A 22,072-nucleotide genomic window follows, 5' to 3' on the forward strand; every position below is an offset into this window, starting at 1 on the left:
GGATGCTATGCTATTTATCGATAATCAGGGGATTCACGACCCATCCATCAACCTAGCGATTGAAGAATATGCGCTTAAGCACTTGTCCATGGACGAGAGCTACCTTCTCTTTTATATTAACAAGCCTTCCATCATCATCGGAAAGCATCAGAATACGATCGAAGAGATCAACCAGGAATACGTTCGCGACAACAACATCCAGGTTGTGCGCCGGCTGTCCGGCGGCGGAGCCGTGTACCACGATCTCGGCAATCTGAATTTCAGCTTCATTACGAAGGACGACGGCCAGTCGTTCCACAACTTCCTGAAGTTCACGCAGCCGGTCATCGACTTCCTGCAAAAGATGGGCGTGCCAGCCGAGCTCAGCGGCCGGAATGACCTGCAGGTCGGCGAGAAGAAAATTTCGGGGAACGCTCAGTTCTCGACGCGGGGACGCATGTTCAGCCACGGCACGCTCATGTTCGATCTGAATCTGGATGACGTGCAGGCCTCGCTGAATGCCAATCCGGAAAAGTTCAAATCCAAGAGCACCAAGTCCGTGCGCAGCCGCGTAGCGAACATCAAGGAGCTGCTTGGCACCGGCATGACCATTGAACAGTTCCGCGCGGAGCTGCTTCGCTCGATCTTCGGGATGGAACCGGATCAAGTACCGCAATACGTGCTTCAGGAGAAGGATTGGGAGATCATCAACCAGATTTCGAAGGAACGCTACCAGAATTGGGATTGGAACTACGGGCTGTCCCCTGAGAGCAACGTAAAGCATGCGAGGAAGTTCCCGGTGGGCATCATCGATATCCGCATGGATATCCGTGAAGGGCATATCGGAGAGATTAAAATTTACGGCGATTTCTTCGGCGTCGGCGATGTTGCGGATATCGAGAATCTGCTTCGCGGCAAACGGTACGAAGAAACGGCGGTGCGCACCGCGCTATCCGGCATCGACGTCAAGCATTACTTCGGCAACCTCGAGCTCGACGATCTGATCGGCCTCATCTTTCTTGAGGAATAGATCCGGCTGAAATCTAAATAAGCCTCTCGCCCCGTATGCATTGCATAAGGGCGGGAGGCTTTTTCATTGTAAAACTGCATATCCCGGATTTAAGAAGCCATAAACACGTACCAAACAAGGGCCAGCGTCAGCACAATGCAGGCATTCTCTACCGTGCGTCCCCATTTGCTTCCGGTGCTCATGATCTTCAGCTTGATTCTCCATTTGAACGGAGGAAGCGGACGGATTCCGCGGTTGGTCAGCGCATCTGCGAGCAAATGAATCGAGTAGGATAAACCGCCGGCAAACCATAGGCTTTCCCCGCCGATCTTGCCCTGTGACGCAAAATACAGCAGGCCCGTCCATCCTGCTGCGGCATAGACGGTATGGGTTAACCCCCGATGGGTCACCAAGGAGCCTGCAATCAGCACGCTGCCTGCGATCGTATTCCATGGGCTGAAGCCCTGCCCGAAGGAAATCAGTCCCAAGCCGATCAGGAACATGACGACATGGCGCAGCGTCCGGCTCGGCAGGTACGAAACAACCCCGATCAGCCCGGCCAGGGCGATATTCCAAGGCGCATACTCCTTGCCGTAGAATACGACGAATATGGCGGCGCCAATCATCGCCAGCTGTAGAATTCGCAGCAGCCCGGAAGGAATCGCCTTGCGCACCAGCAGGGAGTTGGGCTCGTCGATGTCGGGAAGCAGCGAGCTGACCAAAGCCACTGCCGCGGCAGGCAGCGTGACAGGCACTCCGCTCATGCCCATGACGGATAACGTGACCCCTGTGCTGATAATCAAATGAGCTCTGCCCATCATGATGACATTCTTCCTTTCTAAGCTCAATGCTGACTATGGAATCGATGGATCATCTTGCCGATCTCCACGTCCGATAGCCCAGGGTCATGAGAATATACGTTCGGTTCATTAGTATAGCAAAATCATCCTCTTTTTGTCTACCCCTTCCACTTTTGCAGGCTTAAAAATGGTTGTCCGATCCGCTCATATGGGATACAATTTGATCACTTGCCCATGCCTTACGCCCGGGGACGAAAGTACGGGAAGCTGCAATTTGAGTTTCGCATCATCGGAAAGGATGACTACCTAGTGAATCGCTCACGTATCGCCGACATCAGCCTGCTTCTGGTGGCCATGATGTGGGGCTCCACGTTCCTCATCGTTCAGTATGCGGTGCGCGTCCTCCCGCCTATGGCCTTTAATTCGGCCCGCTTTCTGGGAGCGGCCCTGCTCCTCGCATTGATCATCACCCTCTTTTACCGGAATCAGTGGAAGCTAATATCCGGCAGGATGCTGCTGCATGCTTGCCTGCTCGGTCTTTTTTTGTTTATCGGCTATGCCTTTCAAACGGCGGGCCTTCTGTACACGACCACGTCCAATGCAGGTTTCATTACCGGCTTGTCCGTCGTGCTGGTGCCTTTCATATCGTACGCGCTGTTAAAACACTCCATCTCCAGATTCACTTGGATCAGCGCCTTGCTTGCTGCAGCGGGCCTGTACCTGCTCACCTTCGCCGGATCCGGCATGAGCCTGAACAAGGGCGATGTGCTCGTATTCGTTTGCGCCATCGGTTTTGCGCTCCATATCGGTTATACGGGCGTTTATGCCGGCCGATATCCCTCCCTGCTGCTGGCAGCGCTCCAGATGGCCGTCGTTGGGGTATTCAGCCTGATAGCTTCCGCTTTAACCGAACATGTGGGCCATGCAGCGGATCTGATGGAGAAGCTGACCGAGCCGAACGTGCTGTGGGCGCTCGCTGTATCCATCGGCCCTACCAGCGCATTCGCCTTCTGGATCCAAACCGTCTGCCAAAAATACACGACGCCGTCCAGGGTAGCCATCATCTATGCAACGGAGCCCGTATTCGCGGCACTGACGGGAATTCTGTTTGCCGGAGAACGGCTTACGCTTTTCGGCGGCATCGGTTGCCTGTGCATTTTGGCGGGAATGGTGATTGCGGAATTGAAGTCTGCGCCACAGAAGGTACAATAGAGTTAAAGACAGAGACAGAATCAAAAAGGAGAGATACCCATGACAACTTACAAATTGATGGCCATCGACATTGACGACACCCTGATCAATGACGATAAGGAAGTAACCCCAGGCGTCCAGCAGGCGCTTGAGCAAGCAGTCGCCCACGGCGTCGTCGTGACGCTGGCAACCGGACGTGCCTATGCGTCAGCCCAGGCGATTGCCCGTCAAACCGGACTCAACGTTCCCATCATCACCTACCAAGGTGCCTTGATCAAAAACCTGCTCGACGAAAAGGTTCTCTACGAACGCTTCGTTCCCGTCGACGCTGCCGTAAAGCTGTTTGAATACTGCGTGGAGCACAATCTGCATCTGCAAACCTACATCGATGACAAGCTGTATGCCCGCGAAGAGAATCAGAAGCTGATCGATTACTGCGCCCTGAACCGGACGCCTTATTACATCGAGCCTGATTTTATGACGATGGTTCGGAAACCGACACCGAAAATGCTCATTATTGACGATCCCGACTATCTCGATGAACTGATCCCTATATTCCGCGAGCTGCTCGGCGATGAAGTGCATATTACCAAATCCAAGCCGCATTTTCTGGAGTTCATGCATAAGGAAGGCACGAAGGGACATGCGCTGACCTTCCTGGCCGATCATTTTGGCTGCGACCTCAAGGAAACCATCGCTGTCGGCGACTCCTGGAACGACCACGAAATGCTGGAGGCAGCCGGACTTGGCGTCGCTATGGGCAATTCGATTGAGCCGCTTAAGGCGATTGCCGATTACGTTACGCTGGGGAATAACGAAGACGGCGTGAAGCATGTCATTGATAAATTCGTGCTCAACCAAGGTTAATACGAAAAATAACTAGCTGCGCAAACAAGCCTCCATGATATCCATGGGGGCTTGTTCCTGTCCATAAACCGGGCCAATGCGGCGCCCAAACCGTTTCCTTGGGAAGCGCAAGGCCGCCGCGGCCTGTCGATCATTCCCGATCCGGGTTAAATGTTAGAATCGGCTTCAGAAGAACCGCATCGTCGAACTCCAGCAAGCCTACCTCCATGCACAGCTCCATCAGCTTATGAATGCCGTTGAATTGCTGCAGATTTCGTTGATGAATGACCGACAACGCTTCGCGGACCAATTTTTTGGCCTGCTCAATGCTCTGATGCTCCACGGCCTGAATAATCTCCTTGATGCTCTCCAGGTAATATACGGTCCGCCTCAGCGAGCGAATCAGCAAAATCTGCCGGACATGCGAAGGACTGTACAGCCGATATCCATTCTCGGGGTTGCGATCGGGAGTGATCAAGCCTTCCTTCTCCCAGTGACGAATGGCGGACGACTCCACGTTGGTCAATTCGGCAGCTTCGCCGATTGTCATATGCGCCTTCAGCTTTTTATCCCTGATGCTGTCAAGCCCGGGATTCTCAAGCAGGGCAAGCGTTTCGTCCGCAATGGTCTTTTCCTGCTGCAGTTTGACCTGCTCCCCGTTCACGAGCCAGAGGGCTTCATCCATCTCCCTCTTCTGGATATGGCGAATCACATCATAGGTTACGGCATAACCGAACCCGGGGAACATGGCCCGCAGACACCGGAAGTAGGCGAGATGCATCTTCGTGTATAGACGGTACCCCTTCTCGTTCCGCTCAGGTGAGGGCACCACTCCCCAAGATTCGTAATGCCTTAAAGCACTCGTACTGATATGCAGCTCCTTGGCGATGTCTTTCGGCTTGTAGTAATGCATGCCGTCCCCTCCCCGACCACGATTGAGAACCTACTTTACCAGAATCGCGGGCCATTGGCAAACCTTAAATTAAAACATTAAAGTGCTCTGATAAGGTTTGTGCAGCATCAACAAGAGTGCTGGCGAATTCGCCGCCCGGCAGCTTCCCACTTGCATCAATGTAGTATATTGGTTGGTGTAGAGGCAAGTTGAACGTATTCTTAACAGCGGGAGGCTGATCAATGATGAATATGCACATAACCGAGGAAGTTCCACAGCTTAAGGAATATATCGATCTCCGATTCGATGCAGGGCTGCCTGAGGTCGAGGAATCGATCGCAGAGACGGCTCTCAACCGCAGCCTGCTCTCCGTCCTTGTCCGGGACGGCAATGACCGGCTGATCGGTATGGGAAGGGTGATCGGCGACGGCGCTTTGTATTTTCAACTGGTAGATGTTATGGCCGCGGCATCCTATCGGGATCAAGGGCTTGAAGAAACGATCGTGTCCGAACTGCTCGCCCGCCTGAAAAAAATAGCGCCAAGCGGAGCCGAGGTCACCGTCATCACGGACGTTCCCGGAATCAAGCTGTATCAACACGCCGGCTTCAAGCTGCTGTATCCTGAACGATACGGTATGGCCGGATCTGTGTGAGAGATATCCCAGCAAGCGGCTTAAAGCGGCCATCCTGCCGCATCTTCACGTTATAAGTCTCCGCACGGGGGCCGTTGGTCCGCACACATGGTTGGACTAACTACTCCATATTTTCATTTATTTAATCTCACCGTCATCCCCGCCACCGCCACACGTACTCCCTCCGGCAGAGGCAGCTCTTTCCGAACGTCGACGTCATGCGACATATGGGTATACACCGTTTGGCGAGGTTTCACCTCGGCGAGCAGCTCTGCCGCTTCCTTCATGTCATAGACGGAGCGGGTCTCGAATTGGGCGGTTTCATGAACAAAGCTGGTTCCCAGAACCAGGAGATCCACGCCTTTCAGCGGCTCCTTTTCCTTCGGGCTGAGATCAATCGAATCCGAATTGTACACCCAGGTGTACCCGTCCTTCTGGAACCGGTAGGCGTAGGAGTACCCGTTTTTGCCATGGTTTACTTTCCAGCACGAAATCTCCCAGCCAGCCAATGTAAATCCATCATCGACTGGCGTCATCTCCATCTGCCGCGGAAGCCACGGATACTGGCGGACAATCTGGTCCAGCACCTCGGCTGGGGCGTATAGCCGGCCTTTTTCCCTCTGCCATCTGCAGGCATCGCTCCATTCCGGAAGGCCTCCGATATGATCAAAGTGGGCGTGCGTAATCAGCATATCGCTCATTTTCCGAATTCCGAGCCCCTCCATCATGCCGCGCCAATCCGGACCGCAGTCGATCATAAAGGACGTTTCGCCGCACTCCACCATCGCCGAGGAGCGCAATCGCCGGTTCACGCCCGTACTCCTCGCTTCCGTGCATACCCCGCAATCGCAATATACCCGCGGGACGCCCATCGCATCCCCGGTTCCCAGAAAAGTTAATGTATCTCCGCTCACACGTATCCCCCATTTTTATGTATTGATTCCTTCACGGTTAAGCAAACCTTGTCCCTTTATTGTATTAGCGCACGAAGAAAAAAACAAAGACCGCCGGGCTCATCCCGGACGGTCTTTCGTCATTTATGTCATACGATCGATATGGCTATGATAGCAATTCATTAAGCAAACGAGGGCTTATTATCGTCAACGGCTCCGCTGATGACCTTGACGTACTTCTTATCCACACCTTCCACGGAAGGACCGACATATACACTGCTCTTGCTTGAGCGTCTGACCGAGCGCTTCCGGGATTTCAGCGTACTCATCATCGGTACGGGCCCCCGAACCACCCAGCTGCTGCCATTGGCGGACCCCTGCGGATGACCTGACGTTCTCTTCTTCTCATTCCTGCTCACGACGAATCCCCTCCAACTAAATGCCTGATGGTACGAAGCAGCTCACGATTCTGTTCCACAACCTCCGCGAGATCTTCATCCGTAAGAATCTCATGTCCCGTAAAATGCACGGACAATACATGATTTACACCTAAAGGATAGCAGAACACATACACCTGCGCAACTTCCTCTTCGTGATAAAATGCCCATTTTCCACTATTATAGACATCAATCACGTAAATCGACTGGTTGCTTGGCGAATGATCCTTTTTCCCATCGAACGAGAAATACCGTCCTTTACCTACATTACCCCCAATTTGGGCAATGCCTTCATCCCTTCGTCCCCAAAAGGCTGCGCCGGTCACCCGGAAATCCCCTGCGGCCGGCGGGAGCAAGGAGTTTCGGACGGCTTCACTCAGTGCATGATATTTTTCCGCTTCATCGCTCACATGCACGTTTCGGTTATATTCCCAGAAAAAATGCAGCACGCTTTGCTTGCGTCTCAGCTCCGCATCCTTCTGTTCAATCAATGTGCTCGGGTTGTTATAGAATCCTTCGGTTTCGATCGCGCTCAGAATATGTCCGCAGGCGACATCGACGGCAGATTTGTAATCATCGTCGCTTCGAAGCTCGTATTCGAGCAGCGTAATGCCCTGCAGGTCGGAGAGTAGGTGATAATCCTTAACGATCACGTCTTGAACGGAACTGCTGTCTGCCTCTACCTGATCCGGAATGATGCAGTATACCCTTCGCCGCCCGAGCCTTCCCCAGTACAGCCCCATCTCAAACAACGTGTTGTCGCGGGTAACAAATACATGTTTGCCTCGAATGAGCGCCACATCATCCGGAGAAAAGACGAACACACCAAAATCACTGGACGCCAGCTGCTTCTCCAAAGCTTCCATCGTATACATATTCGCCCCGAACGTACCCCCGTACCAAGGCGTCACTTGGGCGGAGCGTTTGAGCTGTTCGTGGATCGCCCTTGCATACTTGATGGCCTCTCTGGAAGAACCTATGAATAAATTCGGCTTCGGTATGGTCATAGGCACATCCTATTCTCCCTTTGTTATACATTTTAGTCTTATTCGACCATTATAACAAAGCTGCCTATTTTTGGGTGAAAATTATGGCAGGCGCATGTTGGTATAGTATATGCTACGGTTTCAAAACAGACCCCATAAATAACCATGCACCCGTGTCCCGATCTTCAATGGCAAAGAAAAAAGGGCGGTTGATCTTCATGGCGATCGGCTCGGTAGGTTCGGCGCTTTCCGTTATTCCCACCGCTGTAACAGCTGCGGCCTTTGTCCCTTTTTCGCTGACATCGACAATCGTCTGGTGTGTGACATGATCAATCCAAAATCCATCTCCTTGTTCGGCCATTTTGCTAAAATCAGCCTCGGCGGCGTCGAATGCCTTGACCATGCCAAGGCTCTTAAGGGCATCCGGAAGCTCGAAGCTCTGCTCCGCCTTAAACTTGGGCAGACTGAGCTGAACCGTTTCGAACGAGTAATCGCCTTTCCAGACGGACGCATCCTTCCACAGCTGCCGATGCAGCTTATCGATCGTGGAGGATTCCTTCGGCAGGATGACCAGCATGTGCATGCGGCCATCTCCATATGGAATGCGGATGGCCTGCCAGGACTCTCCTTCTTTATAGCTGTATCTATCTTCCCTCTTCATCATAGGGACTTGTTGAATGGTGCCGTCAGATAGCGTAAATTCTTCATCCACGGTATTTGCCGGATCAAATTCATCCGTCCACCCGCCGTTGAAATATATGGCATTGATCAGGACCGCAACGCCGCCTGGCGGCTCATGATATATCTTAGGGATCATGCCGCTGGTTTTGTCTTTCACCCATTGGTTAATTGCATGCATCGCGTCCTCCTGCTGAAGGTCCGTCTCCCTGACCTCCGCGCCGTAACTGTCCTTTACGGCTTCTGCATAAGCCTCCTTCAGTTTAAGGCCTGGCCGGTGCCAAACGGAATTGGCCACGTTCAGCACGACGCCGCCTCCATTCTCCAGCAAGGAGCGCAGCTGGCGGTTGCCTTCATTGATGCCTGCATCATTCATGCCCCTCCAGCCCAGCATATCGGCCATCTCGGCAGCCGTATCGCCCGCAGTCCCGTTATAAGCCAGTGCCAAGGCCTGCGTGATGCTGTATGGAGAAATAATCAGGTTATCGCTCGTGTACTCAGGGTTATCCGATAACGCCTGGTGCAACCGTAAACCAAAATCATTCTGTGCTTTCACCATGCCGGCATCGACCTTGCCTAATACCTCTTTGCGTTCCTGCGCCGACAATTCCTTCACTTGGGTCTGCTTATGCGCAATGCCCTGCGATTCCCCTGGCTGGATCCCGCTGTCCTGAGCACAGGCGGTAAGCCCAACAAGCAAGCATAGGCCTGTGAGTATCTTTTTTTTCCGCATTACCTTGTCCCCCTTCAATGCCAGATTTTTGATCTATCTGCTATTGACGGAATCGACACTCCTAATGTTTCATATAAAGGATCATTTATCCAAATTCAGTTGGCAATCCACTTCATCACCGCTACAATGAATAGATAGTTCCAGCAACTTACCTAAAAAGACATGCAGAGCGAAAGGAATTTCTACATATGCAAAAAATTCGTCTTGAAGGCAGCAAAGTGACGCTGCGATCCAGGAAACCCGAGGATACCCCTGTTCTATATAATCTGATCTATGGCACGAAGAACCCGGAATGGAAAAAATACGACGCCCCTTATTTCCCGCTCAAGCAGATTTCCTACGAAATTTTTGAAACGCAGTGGAATGCCGACTTCGAAACCGATCAATTTCCGAGCGATCTGCTCATCGAAGTCGAGGGCACAACGATTGGCATCGTCACGTTCTATTGGGAGCATGAGGCCTCGCGCTGGCTGGAAGCCGGCATCCTGATTTATGACCCGGGCCGTTGGAGCGGCGGGTACGGTACGGAAGCACTGTCGTTGTGGGTGGATTGCCTGTTCCAAAACCTCACCATCGCCCGTGTCGGCATTACGACCTGGTCCGGCAATCCGCGAATGATGCGCTGTGCGGAAAAGGTGGGTATGAAGCTCGAAGGCCGTATGCGAAAGTGCCGGTATTACGACGGCGTCTATTACGACTCCATTCGCATGGGCATTCTGCGAGAAGAATGGGAAGCGCGCAAAGCAACCTTATAGAGCAAGATGGTACGGAATAATCCGTATACGTGGCATATTTGCAAAATAGGAGGCGTCATTCAGACGAATGCTAATGTTCTGTATGTACAAATAAGCGAGCCGTTCAGGATATCCTGAACGGCTCGCTTTATCTCTTTTTTGTCGCCGACGGGCCATGTATGAAACGCAACTCAGCACGCGACGAACCCTCATGAACCTATCAATCGCTCCATATACCACCGAACATCACAGCCCTGCCAGCACCTGATACCAAACCCCTCGCTTCGAATACAGCGTCTCGCGCACCTGGTCCCATCCGCCCAGATACTCGATGTCGAACAGCCCCGGCGGGTTGGCAAACCGCTCCTTCGTCTGTTCATGCACCGATTCCTCGACGGGACGGAAGCCATGCTTCACGAAGATGTTCTGCGCCTCCGGCGTACGCAAGTACTCCACAAAAGCCGCCGATACATCCTCAGTGCCGTGTTTCTTCGCAAACCGCTCCACGACTGCGGCTGGATTCTCGATCAGCATCGTATGCTGCGGTACAACAATGTCATACTGGACGCCTTGGGCAATCCGGGCTAGCAGCTCGTTCTCATACGTAACGATCACATCCCCGACCCCATATTCAAAAGCCGCCATCGAAGCCCGCCCGCTTTTATCGAGCGACTCCACATTGCGGTGAACCGCTTCAAGGAAGGCTTTCGCTTCGGCAGGATCACGCGTTCCATTCTCTTCCGATTGTTTCAGGCCGGCACCGTATATCGCGTTGATGTCCCACTGCGCTCCGCCCGAAGTCTTTGGATTCGGATACAGCACCTTGACGTCCGAACGGGTCAGATCGTCGAAATCCCGTATCCCTTTCGGATTACCTGCGCGGGTACCGAGAACGACAATCGAGCGTGTCACCATGCCGTTATAAGGCTGGGATTTCCACTCCTTGTCGACGAGCCCTGCCCTGACGAGTTTATCGACATCCCCTTCCATGGCAAGCAGCGTGACGTCAGCCTCAAACCCGCCCGTAATGGCGCGCGCCTGTGTTCCGGAGGCCTCGTAGGATTCCTGAAAACGAATGGTTTCTCCCGTCTGTGCCTTCCACTCGGCTTGAAAAGCGGGGATAATCTCGGACAAGGCATCCCTGGCTACGCTGTACGCGCCCAGCACGATCGTTCGCTCGCCCGGCTGCGACATCGCATCTTCATTGACGGGCTGATCATCGGCACATCCTGCGATAAGCAAACTGAAGAGAAGCGCCATGCCCACTTGCAGGAATGAGGTTCGTTTCATATTCAAGATCCGCATGAATCCACTTCCCTTCGTTATTTAGAATCATCAGATCATAATCGGCATCGGATCGACCTTCAGGCGATTTTCCTCGATCCAGCTGTGCTCGTCGTTAAAGAGGTATGCCCGGTGAACGAGGACGCGGACCTCTTGGCCCGGCTGCAGCGTTTCCTTCTCCAGCGACCGGTAGGTGATCAGTTTATGGCCCTTGACCTCCACCTCCACCAGCCACTCGCTGCCGCGGAAATGCAGATGGCGGACGATCCCCGTCTCCGTGGCGGACAGTACGCTGAAATCATGCTCGCTTCCAATCTCGATATATTCCGGGCGAATTAATGCGCGCGTCGCATTCTTGTTAGCCGCTGCCTCAAATCCCTTCAGCTCGGCAGCGCTTGAAATCACGGTGGACTCGCCTATGAAGGAAGCGACAAACGGCGTCTTCGGCTCCTTGTAAATATCCCACGGCGTTCCCTTCTGCTCGACGCGCCCCTGATTAATGATCATGATTTCGTCCGCGACTTCAATCGCCTCATCCTGGTCATGCGTAACAAAAATCGACGTGATGCCGACCCGCTCGATCAGCTCGCGAAGCCAGGAGCGCAGCTCTTGGCGGATCTTCGCATCGATGGCGGCGAACGGTTCATCCAATAAGAGCAGCTGCGGCTCGGGCGCAAGCGCTCTGGCAAAGGCTACGCGCTGGCGCTGTCCGCCCGATAACTGGTGCGGATAACGGCTCTCGAAGCCTTTCAAGCCCGTCAGTTCCACCAGCTCCATCACCCGGTCTTTGATTTTGGCCTTGGCGGCCTTCTTCACCTTCAAGCCGAAAGCGATGTTGTCAAACACGGTCATATGCTTAAACAAGGCATAGTTCTGGAACACAAAGCCGATGCCGCGCTCCTGCGGCGGCAGGTCATTGACCACTTGGCCATGAAAGGAGATTTGTCCGGAATCCGGATTCTCAAGCCCGGCCAGCATGCGCAGGATGGAGGTTTTACCGCCTCCGCTGGGCCCCAGAAGCCCGATCAGATGTCCCTTTTCAATCTCGAAGCTGACATTCTTGACGGCGTGAAACGTACCGAAATGCTTGTTCAGATCGCGAACTTCCACATGCATATCAATGCACATCCTTTCTTTTTTTGGCCCATTCCATCAGCAGCAAGAGACCTACGGAGAAGGCGGCCAGTACCAGCGCCACTCCATTCGCCGCAGCCACGTTGAAATTCTCCACGTCCTGATACACAAGCGTCGTGGCCGTCTGGGTTTTGTTCATGATGTTGCCGGAGACCACCAGCACGGCGCCGAACTCGCCCAATGAACGGGCTACCGTGAGCACCAGGCCGTATACGACGGCCCACCGGATGGAAGGCCACGTTACTTTCACGAACGTGGTCCACCCGTAAGCCCCAAGCGTCGCGGCCGCCTGCTCCTGATCGTTTCCGATCTCCTGCAGGACGGGCATGACCTCGCGAACCATCAGCGGGAACGTGACGAAGAGCGTCGCAATCACCATGCCGGGGAACGCATACACCACCTTAAACCCGATCCCTTCAAAAAAACCGCCGATGATGCTGTCGGGTCCCAGCAGCAGCACAATCATCAAACCGCCGATGACCGGCGAAACAGCGTAAGGCAGGTCGACAATGCTGTTCAGAATGCCCTTGAGCTTTCGGCTGAGCCAATTTGCCCGCACCAGATACAGCGCCATCATGATGCCAAACAACGCATTCAAAAAAGTAACGAATACCACAATCAGACCCGTCATCATCAGGGCATGCAGGGCTTCCGGCCTGAGCAGCCCCTCCGCAAACCCGTCCAGCCCCTTATCGAACGCACCGATCGCAATTCGGGACAGGGGAATGATCAGCAGGATGATAAATACGGCATACGTAAGTCCGATCCATAATCGTTTCAAGCTCGTCTCCCCCTCTGCTGCACGGCATTGATCACCCAGAGGATCATGAAGGAGAGCGTAAGAAGCAGAATCGATACGGCAGCCGCTCCGGCCGGATTATCGCTCTCCACCTCGCCAAAAATAAATACCGATGCGATCAGCGTCCTGCCCGGAATGTTGCCGGCAACCAGGACGACGGCGCCGAATTCAGCCAATGCCCTAGAGAAGGCCAGCATCCCTCCGCTGATGATTCCCGGCAGCATCGACGGCAGGATGACTTTAAAAAAGGTTCTCGTTCTGGAAGCGCCCATCGTATATGCCGCCTCTTCCTCCAGCGGATCCAGCTCTTCCAGCAGCGGCTGAACCGCCCGGATTACAAACGGGAACGTGACAAACAGCATGGCGACCACGATCGCCGGCTGATGGAACACGATTTCAAAGCCGAGCTTCTCCGCCAGGCCTCCAAGCAAGCTCCCCGGCCCAAGCAGCAGCAAAATCATCAAGCCGCCAACGGCCGTCGGCAGCGCAAAAGGCAGATCCACCAGACTGTTCAGCAGCGTCCTTCCCGGAAATCGATACCGTATGAACACCCAAGCAATCATCGTTCCGATAAGCACGTTGATGAAAGTAGAGATTAGGCCCAGTTTAATGGTAAGCAGCACGGCCTTCCAGGCGATCGGATCCATTACGCTTTCCGCAAAATGGCCCCATCCCGCAGAGAATGATTGCACATACACCCCAAAGATCGGCAGTACGATCAAGGCAAGAAAATAAAGCAGTACGGTGCTTCTAAAACCCCAAGTCCAACCTTTATGACGAATCCATGTTGTCATCTCGTATCCCTCCCGCCTCCGGATGGCATTCCGGTCGACTCCTCCACAAACCATCTTTATATTTCCTATTTGTATACTTGGTTTTACTTTACACATACTTTACCAAAAGCTGAATCCGATCGTCAATCCATCTTTTGCACTTTATCGGGTAAAATAAAAGAAATGGAAAAAGTTGAGGAGGTTATTGAGATGCTGTATACCGGTGAATTGGCTACGCAAGGACGCGATGAGATGAGGGATATTACAAGGGAGATCCACTCTTTCGTGAAACAAAGCGGAGTCCAGCAAGGAACGGTCCTGATTTATTGTCCGCATACGACGGCGGGAATCGCCATCAACGAAAACGCCGATCCCGATGTGAAACGGGACGTGCTGATGTCTTTGGATGAGGTCTATCCATGGAATCATCCCAAGTATCGCCATGCGGAGGGCAACACGGCCTCCCACCTTAAATCGATCACCTGCGGCCCTTCGCAGACCGTGATCATTCAGAACGGGCACCTGCTTCTTGGACGTTGGCAGGGGATTTACTTCTGCGAATTCGACGGACCGAGGCAGCGACAATATCATGTGAAGATCATGGAAGGATAAAACCGGCAACGGATGCCGACAGTCAAGCGAATGAAATGAAAGCACAAAAAGCAGACAGGTGCATGCAAGGGAGCGCGGACCTGTCTGTTTTATGGTTCATTAGGTGATTGACGTTTCAACGCTAGGCCGTTGTAACGGATTGAAGTGCCAAGCTGCGCGTCTTGGCAGCATGTAAACATCAGACCCTGCTGTACAGACTCCGGCATAACACTTTGATATGGGTAAGAGCGGCTGGTTTAATCTCATCAAAACCGATTCTGTCCTGAATATAATACGATATAAATCCATGCAGCGACAAAAACAAAGTCAGCGGAACGGTTCGCCGTTCTTCCTCGCTGTAATTCTCCTCCAGCAAATACTGACGGACCAGCATAGCAAACATTTCAAAACAGCGTCCCTGCTCAGAGCGACAGTAGGATAGCAGCTCTTCGTCCCGAATCATGAACATGATTTCGTACTGGTAAGGATTATCCAGACCGAAACGAACGAATTCCAGCATCAGCTGCTCCAGCTTCGATACCCCGTCACAGGGAGGCTTTACCGAGACCTCCAACAGCAAATCATTTAGATCATTAAAGTCCTTCATGACAATGGCGTAGAATAGCTCCGCCTTTTCCTTAAAGTGATAATACAAGGAGCCGTGGCTATAACCCAAATGCTGCCCGATGCTTCGCATCGAAATGGCCCTGTATCCTTTGGTTATGAACAAATGCCTGGCTGCTTCCAGTATCCGCTCTCTCGACAACTCGCGTTCGACTGCTCTTCTTGCCATATTATTTTATTCCCCTTCAATAAAATAAAGCCGCTCTCCCTCCGTGATCAAGGACTGCCCCTGTGTCAAATCCACCATCCAAGTCATAAAGCTCTCCGCATCACCATCGAGCGGCAAGCAGGTCAAAGTCACCGTGTCGGCAAAGTTTGTCTCTCCCATGCGTACGTTCCGGTTACGAAGCTCGTTCTCCACCTTACCCAGCCAGGTATAATCCAGCTCCACGAAAATCTCCCGGTGAAGAACCCTTGTAATCGGTTCGCCTGACTCGATCGCAGCCACGGCTCCGTCGGTGTACGCCCGGATTAATCCGCCCGCACCCAGCATAATGCCGCCAAAATAACGCGTGACCACGATAGCTACATTCTTCCGCCCCTGATTGCGGATCACCTCGAGAATCGGCTTGCCGGCCGTTCCGCTCGGTTCCCCGTCATCCGATTGCTTCTGAATCTCATCCCGCTCGCCAATCATGTAAGCGGAACAATTGTGCGTAGCATTCCAATGTTTTTTCTTGATCTCTTCAATAAAAGCGACGGCTTCCTCTTCGGTCTCTACCGGCATCACATGCCCGATGAAACGCGATTTCTTGATGACGATCTCCTTGGAGCCCGCCTGACGTACCGTTTTGTAACGATCCAGCATGAAACAACAACCACCTCTATATTGCCAAGAAAGCAGTCCACGGCAATGATATGCCAGCGGACTGCTTCCTTCAGCGTCTTACGTCTAATCCAATGAAAGTGTCGGGTTATTCGGAAAGTCTAGCTTCCAATTCGGCCTTCTCTTTCTCGTACCCAGGTTTGCCGAGCAGCGCGAACATATTTTTCTTGTACGCCTCTACGCCCGGTTGGTCAAACGGGTTGACACCCAACAGATAGCCGCTGATACCGCAGGCCTTTTCGAAAAAGTATACCAGATATCCGAACGAATAGGGAGTGAAATCTGGAATTGTCACAATCAAATTCGGAACTTGTCCGTCTGTATGGGCCAGCATCGTGCCTTGGAACGCCTTTTTGTTGACAAAATCCAATGTTTTCCCGGTCAGGAAGTTCAATCCGTCCAGATCGTCCGGATCCGATTCGATCGTAATATGCTCGGATACGTTCTCCACCTGAATGACGGTTTCGAAGATGTTTCGGCTGCCTTCCTGGATGAACTGACCCATGGAGTGCAGATCGGTAGAGAAATCGACGGATGCCGGGTAGATCCCCTTGTAATCCTTCCCTTCGCTCTCTCCGTACAGCTGCTTCCACCACTCCGATACAAAATGCAGGGAAGGCTCGTAGTTCACCAGGATCTCGATGCCTTTGCCTTTACGGTAAAGCGCGTTGCGAACCGCTGCGTATTGGTAAGCTTCGTTCTCGGCAACGTTCGGGCTGCTGTACTCTTTGGAGGCGTCAGCCGCGCCCTGCATCATCTCTTCGATGTTGATGCCTGCCGTCGCGATCGGAAGCAGACCTACTGCGGTCAGCACGGAATAACGTCCGCCCACGTCGTCAGGAATGATAAAGGACTCGTAGCCTTCCTCGGTTGCCAGCTTCTTGAGGGCGCCCTTCGCTTGATCCGTCGTAGCGTAAATGCGTTTGCGCGCTTCTTCCTTGCCGTATTTCTTCTCCAGCTCCGCACGGAAAATACGGAAAGCGATAGCCGGCTCCGTCGTTGTGCCCGATTTGGAGATGACGTTGACGGAGAAGTCTTTGCCTTCGATCAATTGAAGCAGATGCGAGACATACGTGGAGCTGATGTTGTTGCCCGCAAAGTAAATTTCCGGCGTCTTGCGCTGGTCCTTCGACAGCTCGTTATAGAACGAATGCGACAGCATTTCGATGGCCGCGCGCGCTCCCAGGTAGGAGCCTCCGATTCCGATTACGATCAGAACGTCCGAGTCGCTTTGGATTTTGGCGGCCGCTTTCTGGATGCGGGAGAATTCCTCTTTATCGTACTGAGTCGGCAGGTCGATCCAGCCCAAATAATCGGAGCCGGCTCCCGTACCGTTATGTAACTGTTCATGAGCTGTGCGGATCGGCTCAGCGAAATAATCAACTTCGTGCTGATTGACAAAGGTCAGTGCTTTACTGTAATCAAACTTGATTTTTTTAGACATGCCTTAAACCTCCTGTGAATTTAGAAATAGGATACTTTAATTTAATAAAGACCGCAAGTTTCACGGGCCAACTGTCATCTATTCTTCATGCGCGGGACTCCTTCCCGCTTCCATTCCCTGCAAAGACTGGCTTCGTTTCGGGAACCCGTGCTAAGATAGAGTGGATCAGGAATCCATAATCGAAGGTGATATAGACTATGAAAAAAATCGGGTTTATCGGACTGGGCACCATGGGAGCTCCCATGGCCTCCAATCTGCTGAAGCAGGATTACGATGTGACGGTATATAACCGCACCCACGAGAAATGCCGTCCGCTCGCCGAACAGGGAGCCTCCATCGCGGAGACGCCTCGGGAAGCGGCCGAAGGGCAAGATCTTGTCATTACGATGGTAAGCAACGACCAATCCATCCGGGATGTATTCTACGGAGAGAACGGCCTGCTTGGCTCCCTGACGAGCGGGATGACCGTCATTGACTGCAGCACGATCTCCGAAAGCCTGGTTAAGGAAATTGCCTCCGCCGTTTCCGGCCTCGGCGCTTCCTTCCTGGATGCCCCGGTAACCGGCAGCAAGCCTGCAGCGATTGATGGCACCTTGGTCTTCATGGTTGGCGGTGATGCCGCCGTCATCGAAGCGCAAGCCGACGTTTTTGACACCTTGGGCAAAAAGGTCATTCACATGGGGCCTAACGGAAGCGGCGCTGTCGCGAAGCTTGCGCATAATACCATCGTGGGCATTAACAATCTGGCGCTTGCCGAAGGCTTTGCCATCGCCGCGAAATCAGGCATTCCCGCTGACAATTTCCTGGAGCTCGTGCAGCTGGGATCAGCCGGCAGCAAAGCGGCAGAGCTGAAGGGACGCAAAATTATCGAGGGCGACTTCAGCAACCAGTTCTCGCTTGCGCTCATGCTCAAGGACCTTAAGCTGGCCTCCTCACTCACCGATGGCATCGGAATGCCTTCCCCTATGCTGAATCTGGCCAAGAGCCTGTTCCAAGCCGGTGCCAGCGAAGGTTATGGCGAAGAGGATCTTTCCGCTGTCGTGAAATGTTATGAAGCCTGGATCGGCCAGAAAATCGGCGAACAGCAGCAGTAATACCAGCTAAGCCATGCTTTGCCTTATACTGGCTCCTTTCATACTGGTTTTCGGATCATCCGGACCAGGAGGAAGGAGCCATTTTTTTGGTCAAATTCATGATTTCCCCCTCCAGAAGAAACTTTTTGCATTTCATTTCGTCTACTATGCAAAGGGAGGAATATACAACATGAAATGGACCACAGGTTTAAAAGCAGTGACAGCCACTGCGCTATTAACCACTGTACTATCTTCAGTAACAGCTGCATCACCGGCTTCTGCCGCAGCCAAACCTACCGCTTCGATTAACAATGTTACCGCGAGCGGCGAAGTGCTGGTCAAGCAGGGCTCCACCTTTGTTACCCTAACCGATCTCAAACCTCTGGGTAACTACGTCATGAAGTACGACAACAGCAAGAAACAGGTGACGATTCAGGGTGACCACCGAACGGTGATTCTCACGGCGGGAAGCAACCGCATGGAAGTGAACGGAGTTCAGAAGACGCTGCCTGCAGCCCCGCTGCTCCATAAAGGCAAGACCATGATTCCCCTGAGGGCCGTAGCCCAAGCTTTTGATGCCGACATCAACTGGAACGGTTCTCTCAAGACGGCTTATATCAATAAAGCAGATGCCGCTATGCTCGCTGACTTAAAGAGCTCCGATCTGGCCACCGCCAGGAATGCTGCTGCCAAGCTGCCTTATTCATCCCAACTGCAGAAACCTGAGCTGGAAATGCTCCCTGTGGAAATGCAGGGCGTGGATTATTATTTTCCAAAAGGCGAATCCAATCGCTTCTTCCTGGTCGATAACGACATCGCCGAATATTACGAAATCCAGGGCGGCGTCAAATATTTGAAATGGCAGGGCAAGCTGGATTACTCCGCCAAAGCGGCTGCGAATCAGAACCTGTTCTTCCTGCCCCCGATTCAAGCCGAGATCGGTAAGCAGCCGGATGCCAGAAACTGGACTGTAGCCCGATTCGTATTCCGTTATCCTTCCGGCGTCACCAGCTACCGGCTGCTCGACCGTAATCAGGAATGGAGCGAAGGATACGTAGAGCTTGATAACCGGGCTCCCGGATATAAAGGCGAGATCGTGACGATCCCGGAGGAATAAGTCCATTATAGCAACCAACGTTAACGGCATGCGTTGATATCCGACATTGACAATAAGGGTTCAAAGCCAACGGCTTTGAGCCTTTTTGTTGTGTATTTACGGACACGACATCACATGCGGCATTTCATCTATTACATGGTTGGATAAGAGCAGCAATAATCCGTCACGGTGCGGATTTCCAGCTTAAAGCTTGAATTGCCCGGAACGTTAAAGGTTGCAGCCCCTTGAATCTCTAACCACTCCTGCTCTCCAGGCAGCAGGACACGCAAATCGCCCGACAAAATTTCCATAATCTCAGGGCCATCCGTTCCGAATTCATAGCTTCCCGGAAGCATGATGCCGAGCGTTACCTTCTCGCCATTCTCCAGCAGCACCGTACGGCTGGTTACCTTTCCCTCATAGTACACGTTGGCTGCCTTTGTAACGGTAGCATTCTTAAATTGTGACATGGACAAACTCTCCTCCTCCAACATAGTTATGGCTTGATATATGGACGGCACCCGCATAATGCGGGTGCCGGAAAATCAATATGGAGTTAGATCCGCTTGCATTACAGCAAGCCTTTTACGCGGCTAACCACGTTCTCAACGGTAAATCCGTACTCGGCAATGACGCGGTCGCCAGGAGCCGAAGCGCCAAATGTGTTGATGCCCAGAATGTCGCCTTTGTCTCCGACATAACGCTCCCATCCGAACGGATGTGCCATTTCAATAGCCAGACGGGCTTTTACGTCAGGAAGCAGCACGGAATCTTTGTATGCCTGATCCTGGCTGTCGAACAGATCCCAGCTCGGCATGCTGATGACGCGTACGGCGATTCCTTCTTCAGCCAACGCTGCTTGCGCTTTAACGGCAAGCTGAACCTCGGAACCCGTTGCAATGATTTGAGCTTGCACGTTGCCATCCTTCGCGTCGGCTACAACATAAGCGCCGCGTTTGATGCCTTCACGTGCATGATCCGCCGTGCCTGCAAGGATCGGAAGATTCTGACGAGTCAGCACCAACGCTACCGGACGGTCTGTGTTCTCAACCGCATAAGCCCATGCCGCGGAAGTTTCGTTGGCATCCGCAGGACGGATCACCGTCAAGCCTGGAATGATGCGCAGGGAAGCCAATTGTTCAATCGGTTCATGCGTAGGACCGTCTTCACCGACAGCGATGCTGTCATGAGTCAGTACATACGTAACCGGCAGCTTCATGATCGCAGCCAGACGTACAGCCGGACGCAGATAATCCGTAAATACGAAGAACGTACCGCCGAAAATCTTCAGTCCGCCATGGAGAGCGATACCGTTCATGGCACCGGCCATTGCGAATTCACGAACACCATAATACACGTTACGGCCTTCGTAGCTGTTCGCTGTGAAAGAGGCCAGGTCGTTCAAGTGTGTCATAGTGGAGCTTTCCAGGTCAGCCGATCCGCCGAGCAGCTGCGGTACGCCTGCAGTCAACCCGTTCAGCGCTTTACCGGAAGCCACGCGAGTGGAAACCGCTTTGTCATCCGTGCTGTATTTCGGAAGGTCTTTGTCCCATCCTTCAGCCAATTCGCCGGATTCACCGCGCTCGAATTGCGCCGCCAGCTCAGGATAAGCTTCTTTGTATTTCGCAAATTGATCAACCCAAGCTTGATAAGCTGCAATTCCGCGCTCTTTCACTTTGCCGAAATGCTCGCGCACTTCCTCAGGCACATAGAAATCCTCTTCATATACCCAATTATAGAAATCCTTGGTCAGCTTCGCTTCATCAGCTCCAAGCGGAGAACCGTGCGTACCGCCATGGCCGCCTTTACCTTGTTTGTTCGGGCTGCCGTAACCAATGACGGTCTTCACTTCGATCAGCGTCGGACGGTTCGTATCGGCTTTCGCTTCCTCGATCGCTTTCTCGATCGCAGGCAAATCGTTACCGTCTTCTACGCGCAGCACTTGCCAGCCATAAGCATCAAAGCGCTTCGCTACGTTCTCGGAGAATGCCAGGCTGAGCTCGCCGTCAAGGGAGATATCGTTGGAATCGTACAACATGATCAATTTGCCAAGCTTCAAATGACCTGCCAGGGAAGCTGCCTCGGAAGCCACGCCCTCCATCATGTCACCGTCGCCGCAAATCGCATACGTATAGTGATCCACTACGTTGAAGCCGTCTTTATTGTAAGTCGCGCCCAAATGAGCTTCAGCCATTGCCATACCTACAGCCATAGCCACGCCTTGTCCAAGCGGACCTGTCGTTGCATCTACGCCGGCCGTGTGGCCGAATTCCGGGTGACCCGGGGTTTTGCTTCCCCATTGACGGAACTGCTTGAGATCCTCAATGGACAAGTCATACCCGCTCAGGTGAAGCAGGCTGTAGAGCAGCATGGAGCCATGGCCTGCAGACAAGACAAAACGGTCGCGGTTAATCCACGCCGGCTGGTCCGGGTTATGATTCATCGTCTTCGCGAACAGTTGGTAGCCCATAGGTGCAGACCCCATCGGCATGCCCGGATGACCGGAGTTGGCTTTTTCGATCGCGTCGATCGCCAGTGTCCGGATCGTTGCGATGGACAGGTTGTCGATCGTTTGGTTATGTTCAGTTGTCATGATTCGTCCTCCTCAAATCTTTTCC

General features: G+C 52.9%; 23 protein-coding genes. 8 read left to right on the forward strand and 15 right to left on the reverse strand.

Going from position 1 to position 22,072, the window contains the following annotated elements; translation table 11 throughout:
* Nucleotides 1-7: 7 nt before the first annotated feature.
* Nucleotides 8-1,009, forward strand: a complete 1,002-nt coding sequence (gene lplA, locus AC3RCL_RS25825; RefSeq protein WP_492532831.1) for a lipoate--protein ligase — start codon at nt 8-10, stop codon at nt 1,007-1,009.
* Between the two features lie 89 nt (nt 1,010-1,098).
* Here lplA and AC3RCL_RS25830 read toward each other — a convergent pair whose 3' ends face one another.
* Complete coding sequence (locus AC3RCL_RS25830; RefSeq protein ID WP_015737190.1) at nt 1,099-1,809, reverse strand: metal-dependent hydrolase; 711 nt, start codon at nt 1,807-1,809, stop codon at nt 1,099-1,101.
* A gap of 288 nt (nt 1,810-2,097) precedes the next feature.
* On the opposite strand from AC3RCL_RS25830, the gene AC3RCL_RS25835 reads away from it, so the two are divergent.
* Both AC3RCL_RS25835 and AC3RCL_RS25840 read left to right on the forward strand, forming a co-directional pair.
* Complete coding sequence (locus AC3RCL_RS25835; protein ID WP_096776702.1) at nt 2,098-3,000, forward strand: DMT family transporter; 903 nt, start codon at nt 2,098-2,100, stop codon at nt 2,998-3,000.
* A gap of 39 nt (nt 3,001-3,039) precedes the next feature.
* Nucleotides 3,040-3,846 carry a Cof-type HAD-IIB family hydrolase gene (locus tag AC3RCL_RS25840; protein ID WP_009589265.1) on the forward strand — a complete coding sequence of 269 codons (807 nt, stop codon included), beginning with the start codon at nt 3,040-3,042 and terminating at the stop codon, nt 3,844-3,846.
* A gap of 130 nt (nt 3,847-3,976) precedes the next feature.
* Here AC3RCL_RS25840 and AC3RCL_RS25845 read toward each other — a convergent pair whose 3' ends face one another.
* The gene (locus AC3RCL_RS25845) at nt 3,977-4,738 is read right to left on the reverse strand and encodes a TioE family transcriptional regulator (RefSeq protein ID WP_492532834.1); all 762 of its coding nucleotides are present in this window, start codon (nt 4,736-4,738) and stop codon (nt 3,977-3,979) included.
* Nucleotides 4,739-4,959: 221 nt separating this feature from the next.
* On the opposite strand from AC3RCL_RS25845, the gene AC3RCL_RS25850 reads away from it, so the two are divergent.
* Nucleotides 4,960-5,370 carry a GNAT family N-acetyltransferase gene (locus AC3RCL_RS25850; RefSeq protein WP_192570721.1) on the forward strand — a complete coding sequence of 137 codons (411 nt, stop codon included), beginning with the start codon at nt 4,960-4,962 and terminating at the stop codon, nt 5,368-5,370.
* Nucleotides 5,371-5,483: 113 nt separating this feature from the next.
* Here AC3RCL_RS25850 and AC3RCL_RS25855 read toward each other — a convergent pair whose 3' ends face one another.
* The 4 genes from AC3RCL_RS25855 to AC3RCL_RS25870 form a co-directional block, all read right to left on the reverse strand.
* A complete protein-coding gene (locus AC3RCL_RS25855) occupies nt 5,484-6,263 on the reverse strand; it encodes an MBL fold metallo-hydrolase (protein ID WP_492532836.1) in 780 nt (259 codons plus the stop codon).
* A gap of 161 nt (nt 6,264-6,424) precedes the next feature.
* Entirely contained in the window at nt 6,425-6,661 is a 237-nt protein-coding gene (locus AC3RCL_RS25860; protein WP_009589256.1) for a hypothetical protein, read from the reverse strand.
* Entirely contained in the window at nt 6,658-7,686 is a 1,029-nt protein-coding gene (locus AC3RCL_RS25865) for a TIR domain-containing protein (RefSeq protein WP_492536473.1), read from the reverse strand. Before AC3RCL_RS25865 ends, AC3RCL_RS25860 begins: the two co-directional genes overlap by 4 nt.
* A 112-nt stretch (nt 7,687-7,798) precedes the next feature.
* Nucleotides 7,799-9,076, reverse strand: coding sequence for a serpin family protein (locus AC3RCL_RS25870; protein WP_492532838.1), 1,278 nt, complete (start codon nt 9,074-9,076; stop codon nt 7,799-7,801).
* Between the two features lie 188 nt (nt 9,077-9,264).
* Between AC3RCL_RS25870 and AC3RCL_RS25875 the strand changes: the two genes are divergently transcribed.
* Nucleotides 9,265-9,831 (forward strand): GNAT family N-acetyltransferase, encoded by a 567-nt coding sequence (locus AC3RCL_RS25875; protein ID WP_492532840.1) that lies wholly within the window; start codon nt 9,265-9,267, stop codon nt 9,829-9,831.
* 225 nt (nt 9,832-10,056) lie between these two features.
* Here the strand turns inward: AC3RCL_RS25875 and AC3RCL_RS25880 are convergent, their stop codons facing one another.
* From AC3RCL_RS25880 to cysT, 4 genes are read right to left on the reverse strand one after another with little or no spacing between them, the layout of a single operon-like run.
* A complete protein-coding gene (locus AC3RCL_RS25880; protein WP_492532842.1) occupies nt 10,057-11,115 on the reverse strand; it encodes a sulfate ABC transporter substrate-binding protein in 1,059 nt (352 codons plus the stop codon).
* Between the two features lie 30 nt (nt 11,116-11,145).
* The gene (locus AC3RCL_RS25885; RefSeq protein WP_015737200.1) at nt 11,146-12,210 is read right to left on the reverse strand and encodes a sulfate/molybdate ABC transporter ATP-binding protein; all 1,065 of its coding nucleotides are present in this window, start codon (nt 12,208-12,210) and stop codon (nt 11,146-11,148) included.
* Nucleotide 12,211: 1 nt separating this feature from the next.
* Nucleotides 12,212-13,009 carry a sulfate ABC transporter permease subunit gene (locus AC3RCL_RS25890; protein WP_096776470.1) on the reverse strand — a complete coding sequence of 266 codons (798 nt, stop codon included), beginning with the start codon at nt 13,007-13,009 and terminating at the stop codon, nt 12,212-12,214.
* Entirely contained in the window at nt 13,006-13,821 is an 816-nt protein-coding gene (gene cysT, locus AC3RCL_RS25895; protein WP_492532845.1) for a sulfate ABC transporter permease subunit CysT, read from the reverse strand. The genes AC3RCL_RS25890 and cysT overlap by 4 nt, the downstream gene beginning before the upstream one ends.
* Nucleotides 13,822-14,010: 189 nt before the next feature.
* On the opposite strand from cysT, the gene AC3RCL_RS25900 reads away from it, so the two are divergent.
* A complete protein-coding gene (locus AC3RCL_RS25900; protein WP_015737203.1) occupies nt 14,011-14,412 on the forward strand; it encodes a secondary thiamine-phosphate synthase enzyme YjbQ in 402 nt (133 codons plus the stop codon).
* 178 nt (nt 14,413-14,590) lie between these two features.
* Here AC3RCL_RS25900 and AC3RCL_RS25905 read toward each other — a convergent pair whose 3' ends face one another.
* The 3 genes from AC3RCL_RS25905 to AC3RCL_RS25915 form a co-directional block, all read right to left on the reverse strand.
* Complete coding sequence (locus AC3RCL_RS25905; RefSeq protein ID WP_015737204.1) at nt 14,591-15,184, reverse strand: TetR/AcrR family transcriptional regulator; 594 nt, start codon at nt 15,182-15,184, stop codon at nt 14,591-14,593.
* A 6-nt stretch (nt 15,185-15,190) separates the two neighbouring features.
* The gene (locus AC3RCL_RS25910; RefSeq protein WP_009589243.1) at nt 15,191-15,823 is read right to left on the reverse strand and encodes a YigZ family protein; all 633 of its coding nucleotides are present in this window, start codon (nt 15,821-15,823) and stop codon (nt 15,191-15,193) included.
* Nucleotides 15,824-15,929: 106 nt separating this feature from the next.
* A complete protein-coding gene (locus AC3RCL_RS25915; protein WP_009589268.1) occupies nt 15,930-17,285 on the reverse strand; it encodes a glucose-6-phosphate isomerase in 1,356 nt (451 codons plus the stop codon).
* 197 nt (nt 17,286-17,482) lie between these two features.
* On the opposite strand from AC3RCL_RS25915, the gene AC3RCL_RS25920 reads away from it, so the two are divergent.
* Nucleotides 17,483-18,379 (forward strand): NAD(P)-dependent oxidoreductase, encoded by an 897-nt coding sequence (locus tag AC3RCL_RS25920; protein WP_492532849.1) that lies wholly within the window; start codon nt 17,483-17,485, stop codon nt 18,377-18,379.
* 169 nt (nt 18,380-18,548) lie between these two features.
* Nucleotides 18,549-19,475, forward strand: a complete 927-nt coding sequence (locus AC3RCL_RS25925) for a copper amine oxidase N-terminal domain-containing protein (RefSeq protein ID WP_220684014.1) — start codon at nt 18,549-18,551, stop codon at nt 19,473-19,475.
* A gap of 131 nt (nt 19,476-19,606) precedes the next feature.
* On the opposite strand, the gene ppnP is transcribed toward AC3RCL_RS25925, so the two are convergent.
* Nucleotides 19,607-19,924, reverse strand: a complete 318-nt coding sequence (gene ppnP, locus AC3RCL_RS25930) for a pyrimidine/purine nucleoside phosphorylase (RefSeq protein WP_194544389.1) — start codon at nt 19,922-19,924, stop codon at nt 19,607-19,609.
* A 101-nt stretch (nt 19,925-20,025) separates the two neighbouring features.
* Entirely contained in the window at nt 20,026-22,047 is a 2,022-nt protein-coding gene (gene tkt, locus AC3RCL_RS25935; protein ID WP_426201635.1) for a transketolase, read from the reverse strand.
* Nucleotides 22,048-22,072: the final 25 nt, after the last annotated feature.

The organism is Paenibacillus sp. MT86 (genome assembly GCF_058792535.1).

Coding starts and splice junctions, on each gene's coding strand:
- lplA (WP_492532831.1), top strand. CDS start 8: ATGCTATTTATCGATAATCAGGGGATTCACGACCCATCCATCAACCTA.
- AC3RCL_RS25830 (WP_015737190.1), bottom strand. CDS start 1,809: ATGATGGGCAGAGCTCATTTGATTATCAGCACAGGGGTCACGTTATCC.
- AC3RCL_RS25840 (WP_009589265.1), top strand. CDS start 3,040: ATGACAACTTACAAATTGATGGCCATCGACATTGACGACACCCTGATC.
- AC3RCL_RS25845 (WP_492532834.1), bottom strand. CDS start 4,738: ATGCATTACTACAAGCCGAAAGACATCGCCAAGGAGCTGCATATCAGT.
- AC3RCL_RS25850 (WP_192570721.1), top strand. CDS start 4,960: ATGATGAATATGCACATAACCGAGGAAGTTCCACAGCTTAAGGAATAT.
- AC3RCL_RS25865 (WP_492536473.1), bottom strand. CDS start 7,686: ATGACCATACCGAAGCCGAATTTATTCATAGGTTCTTCCAGAGAGGCC.
- AC3RCL_RS25870 (WP_492532838.1), bottom strand. CDS start 9,076: ATGCGGAAAAAAAAGATACTCACAGGCCTATGCTTGCTTGTTGGGCTT.
- AC3RCL_RS25875 (WP_492532840.1), top strand. CDS start 9,265: ATGCAAAAAATTCGTCTTGAAGGCAGCAAAGTGACGCTGCGATCCAGG.
- AC3RCL_RS25880 (WP_492532842.1), bottom strand. CDS start 11,115: ATGCGGATCTTGAATATGAAACGAACCTCATTCCTGCAAGTGGGCATG.
- AC3RCL_RS25885 (WP_015737200.1), bottom strand. CDS start 12,210: ATGCATGTGGAAGTTCGCGATCTGAACAAGCATTTCGGTACGTTTCAC.
- cysT (WP_492532845.1), bottom strand. CDS start 13,821: ATGACAACATGGATTCGTCATAAAGGTTGGACTTGGGGTTTTAGAAGC.
- AC3RCL_RS25900 (WP_015737203.1), top strand. CDS start 14,011: ATGCTGTATACCGGTGAATTGGCTACGCAAGGACGCGATGAGATGAGG.
- AC3RCL_RS25905 (WP_015737204.1), bottom strand. CDS start 15,184: ATGGCAAGAAGAGCAGTCGAACGCGAGTTGTCGAGAGAGCGGATACTG.
- AC3RCL_RS25910 (WP_009589243.1), bottom strand. CDS start 15,823: ATGCTGGATCGTTACAAAACGGTACGTCAGGCGGGCTCCAAGGAGATC.
- AC3RCL_RS25915 (WP_009589268.1), bottom strand. CDS start 17,285: ATGTCTAAAAAAATCAAGTTTGATTACAGTAAAGCACTGACCTTTGTC.
- AC3RCL_RS25920 (WP_492532849.1), top strand. CDS start 17,483: ATGAAAAAAATCGGGTTTATCGGACTGGGCACCATGGGAGCTCCCATG.
- AC3RCL_RS25925 (WP_220684014.1), top strand. CDS start 18,549: ATGAAATGGACCACAGGTTTAAAAGCAGTGACAGCCACTGCGCTATTA.
- ppnP (WP_194544389.1), bottom strand. CDS start 19,924: ATGTCACAATTTAAGAATGCTACCGTTACAAAGGCAGCCAACGTGTAC.
- tkt (WP_426201635.1), bottom strand. CDS start 22,047: ATGACAACTGAACATAACCAAACGATCGACAACCTGTCCATCGCAACG.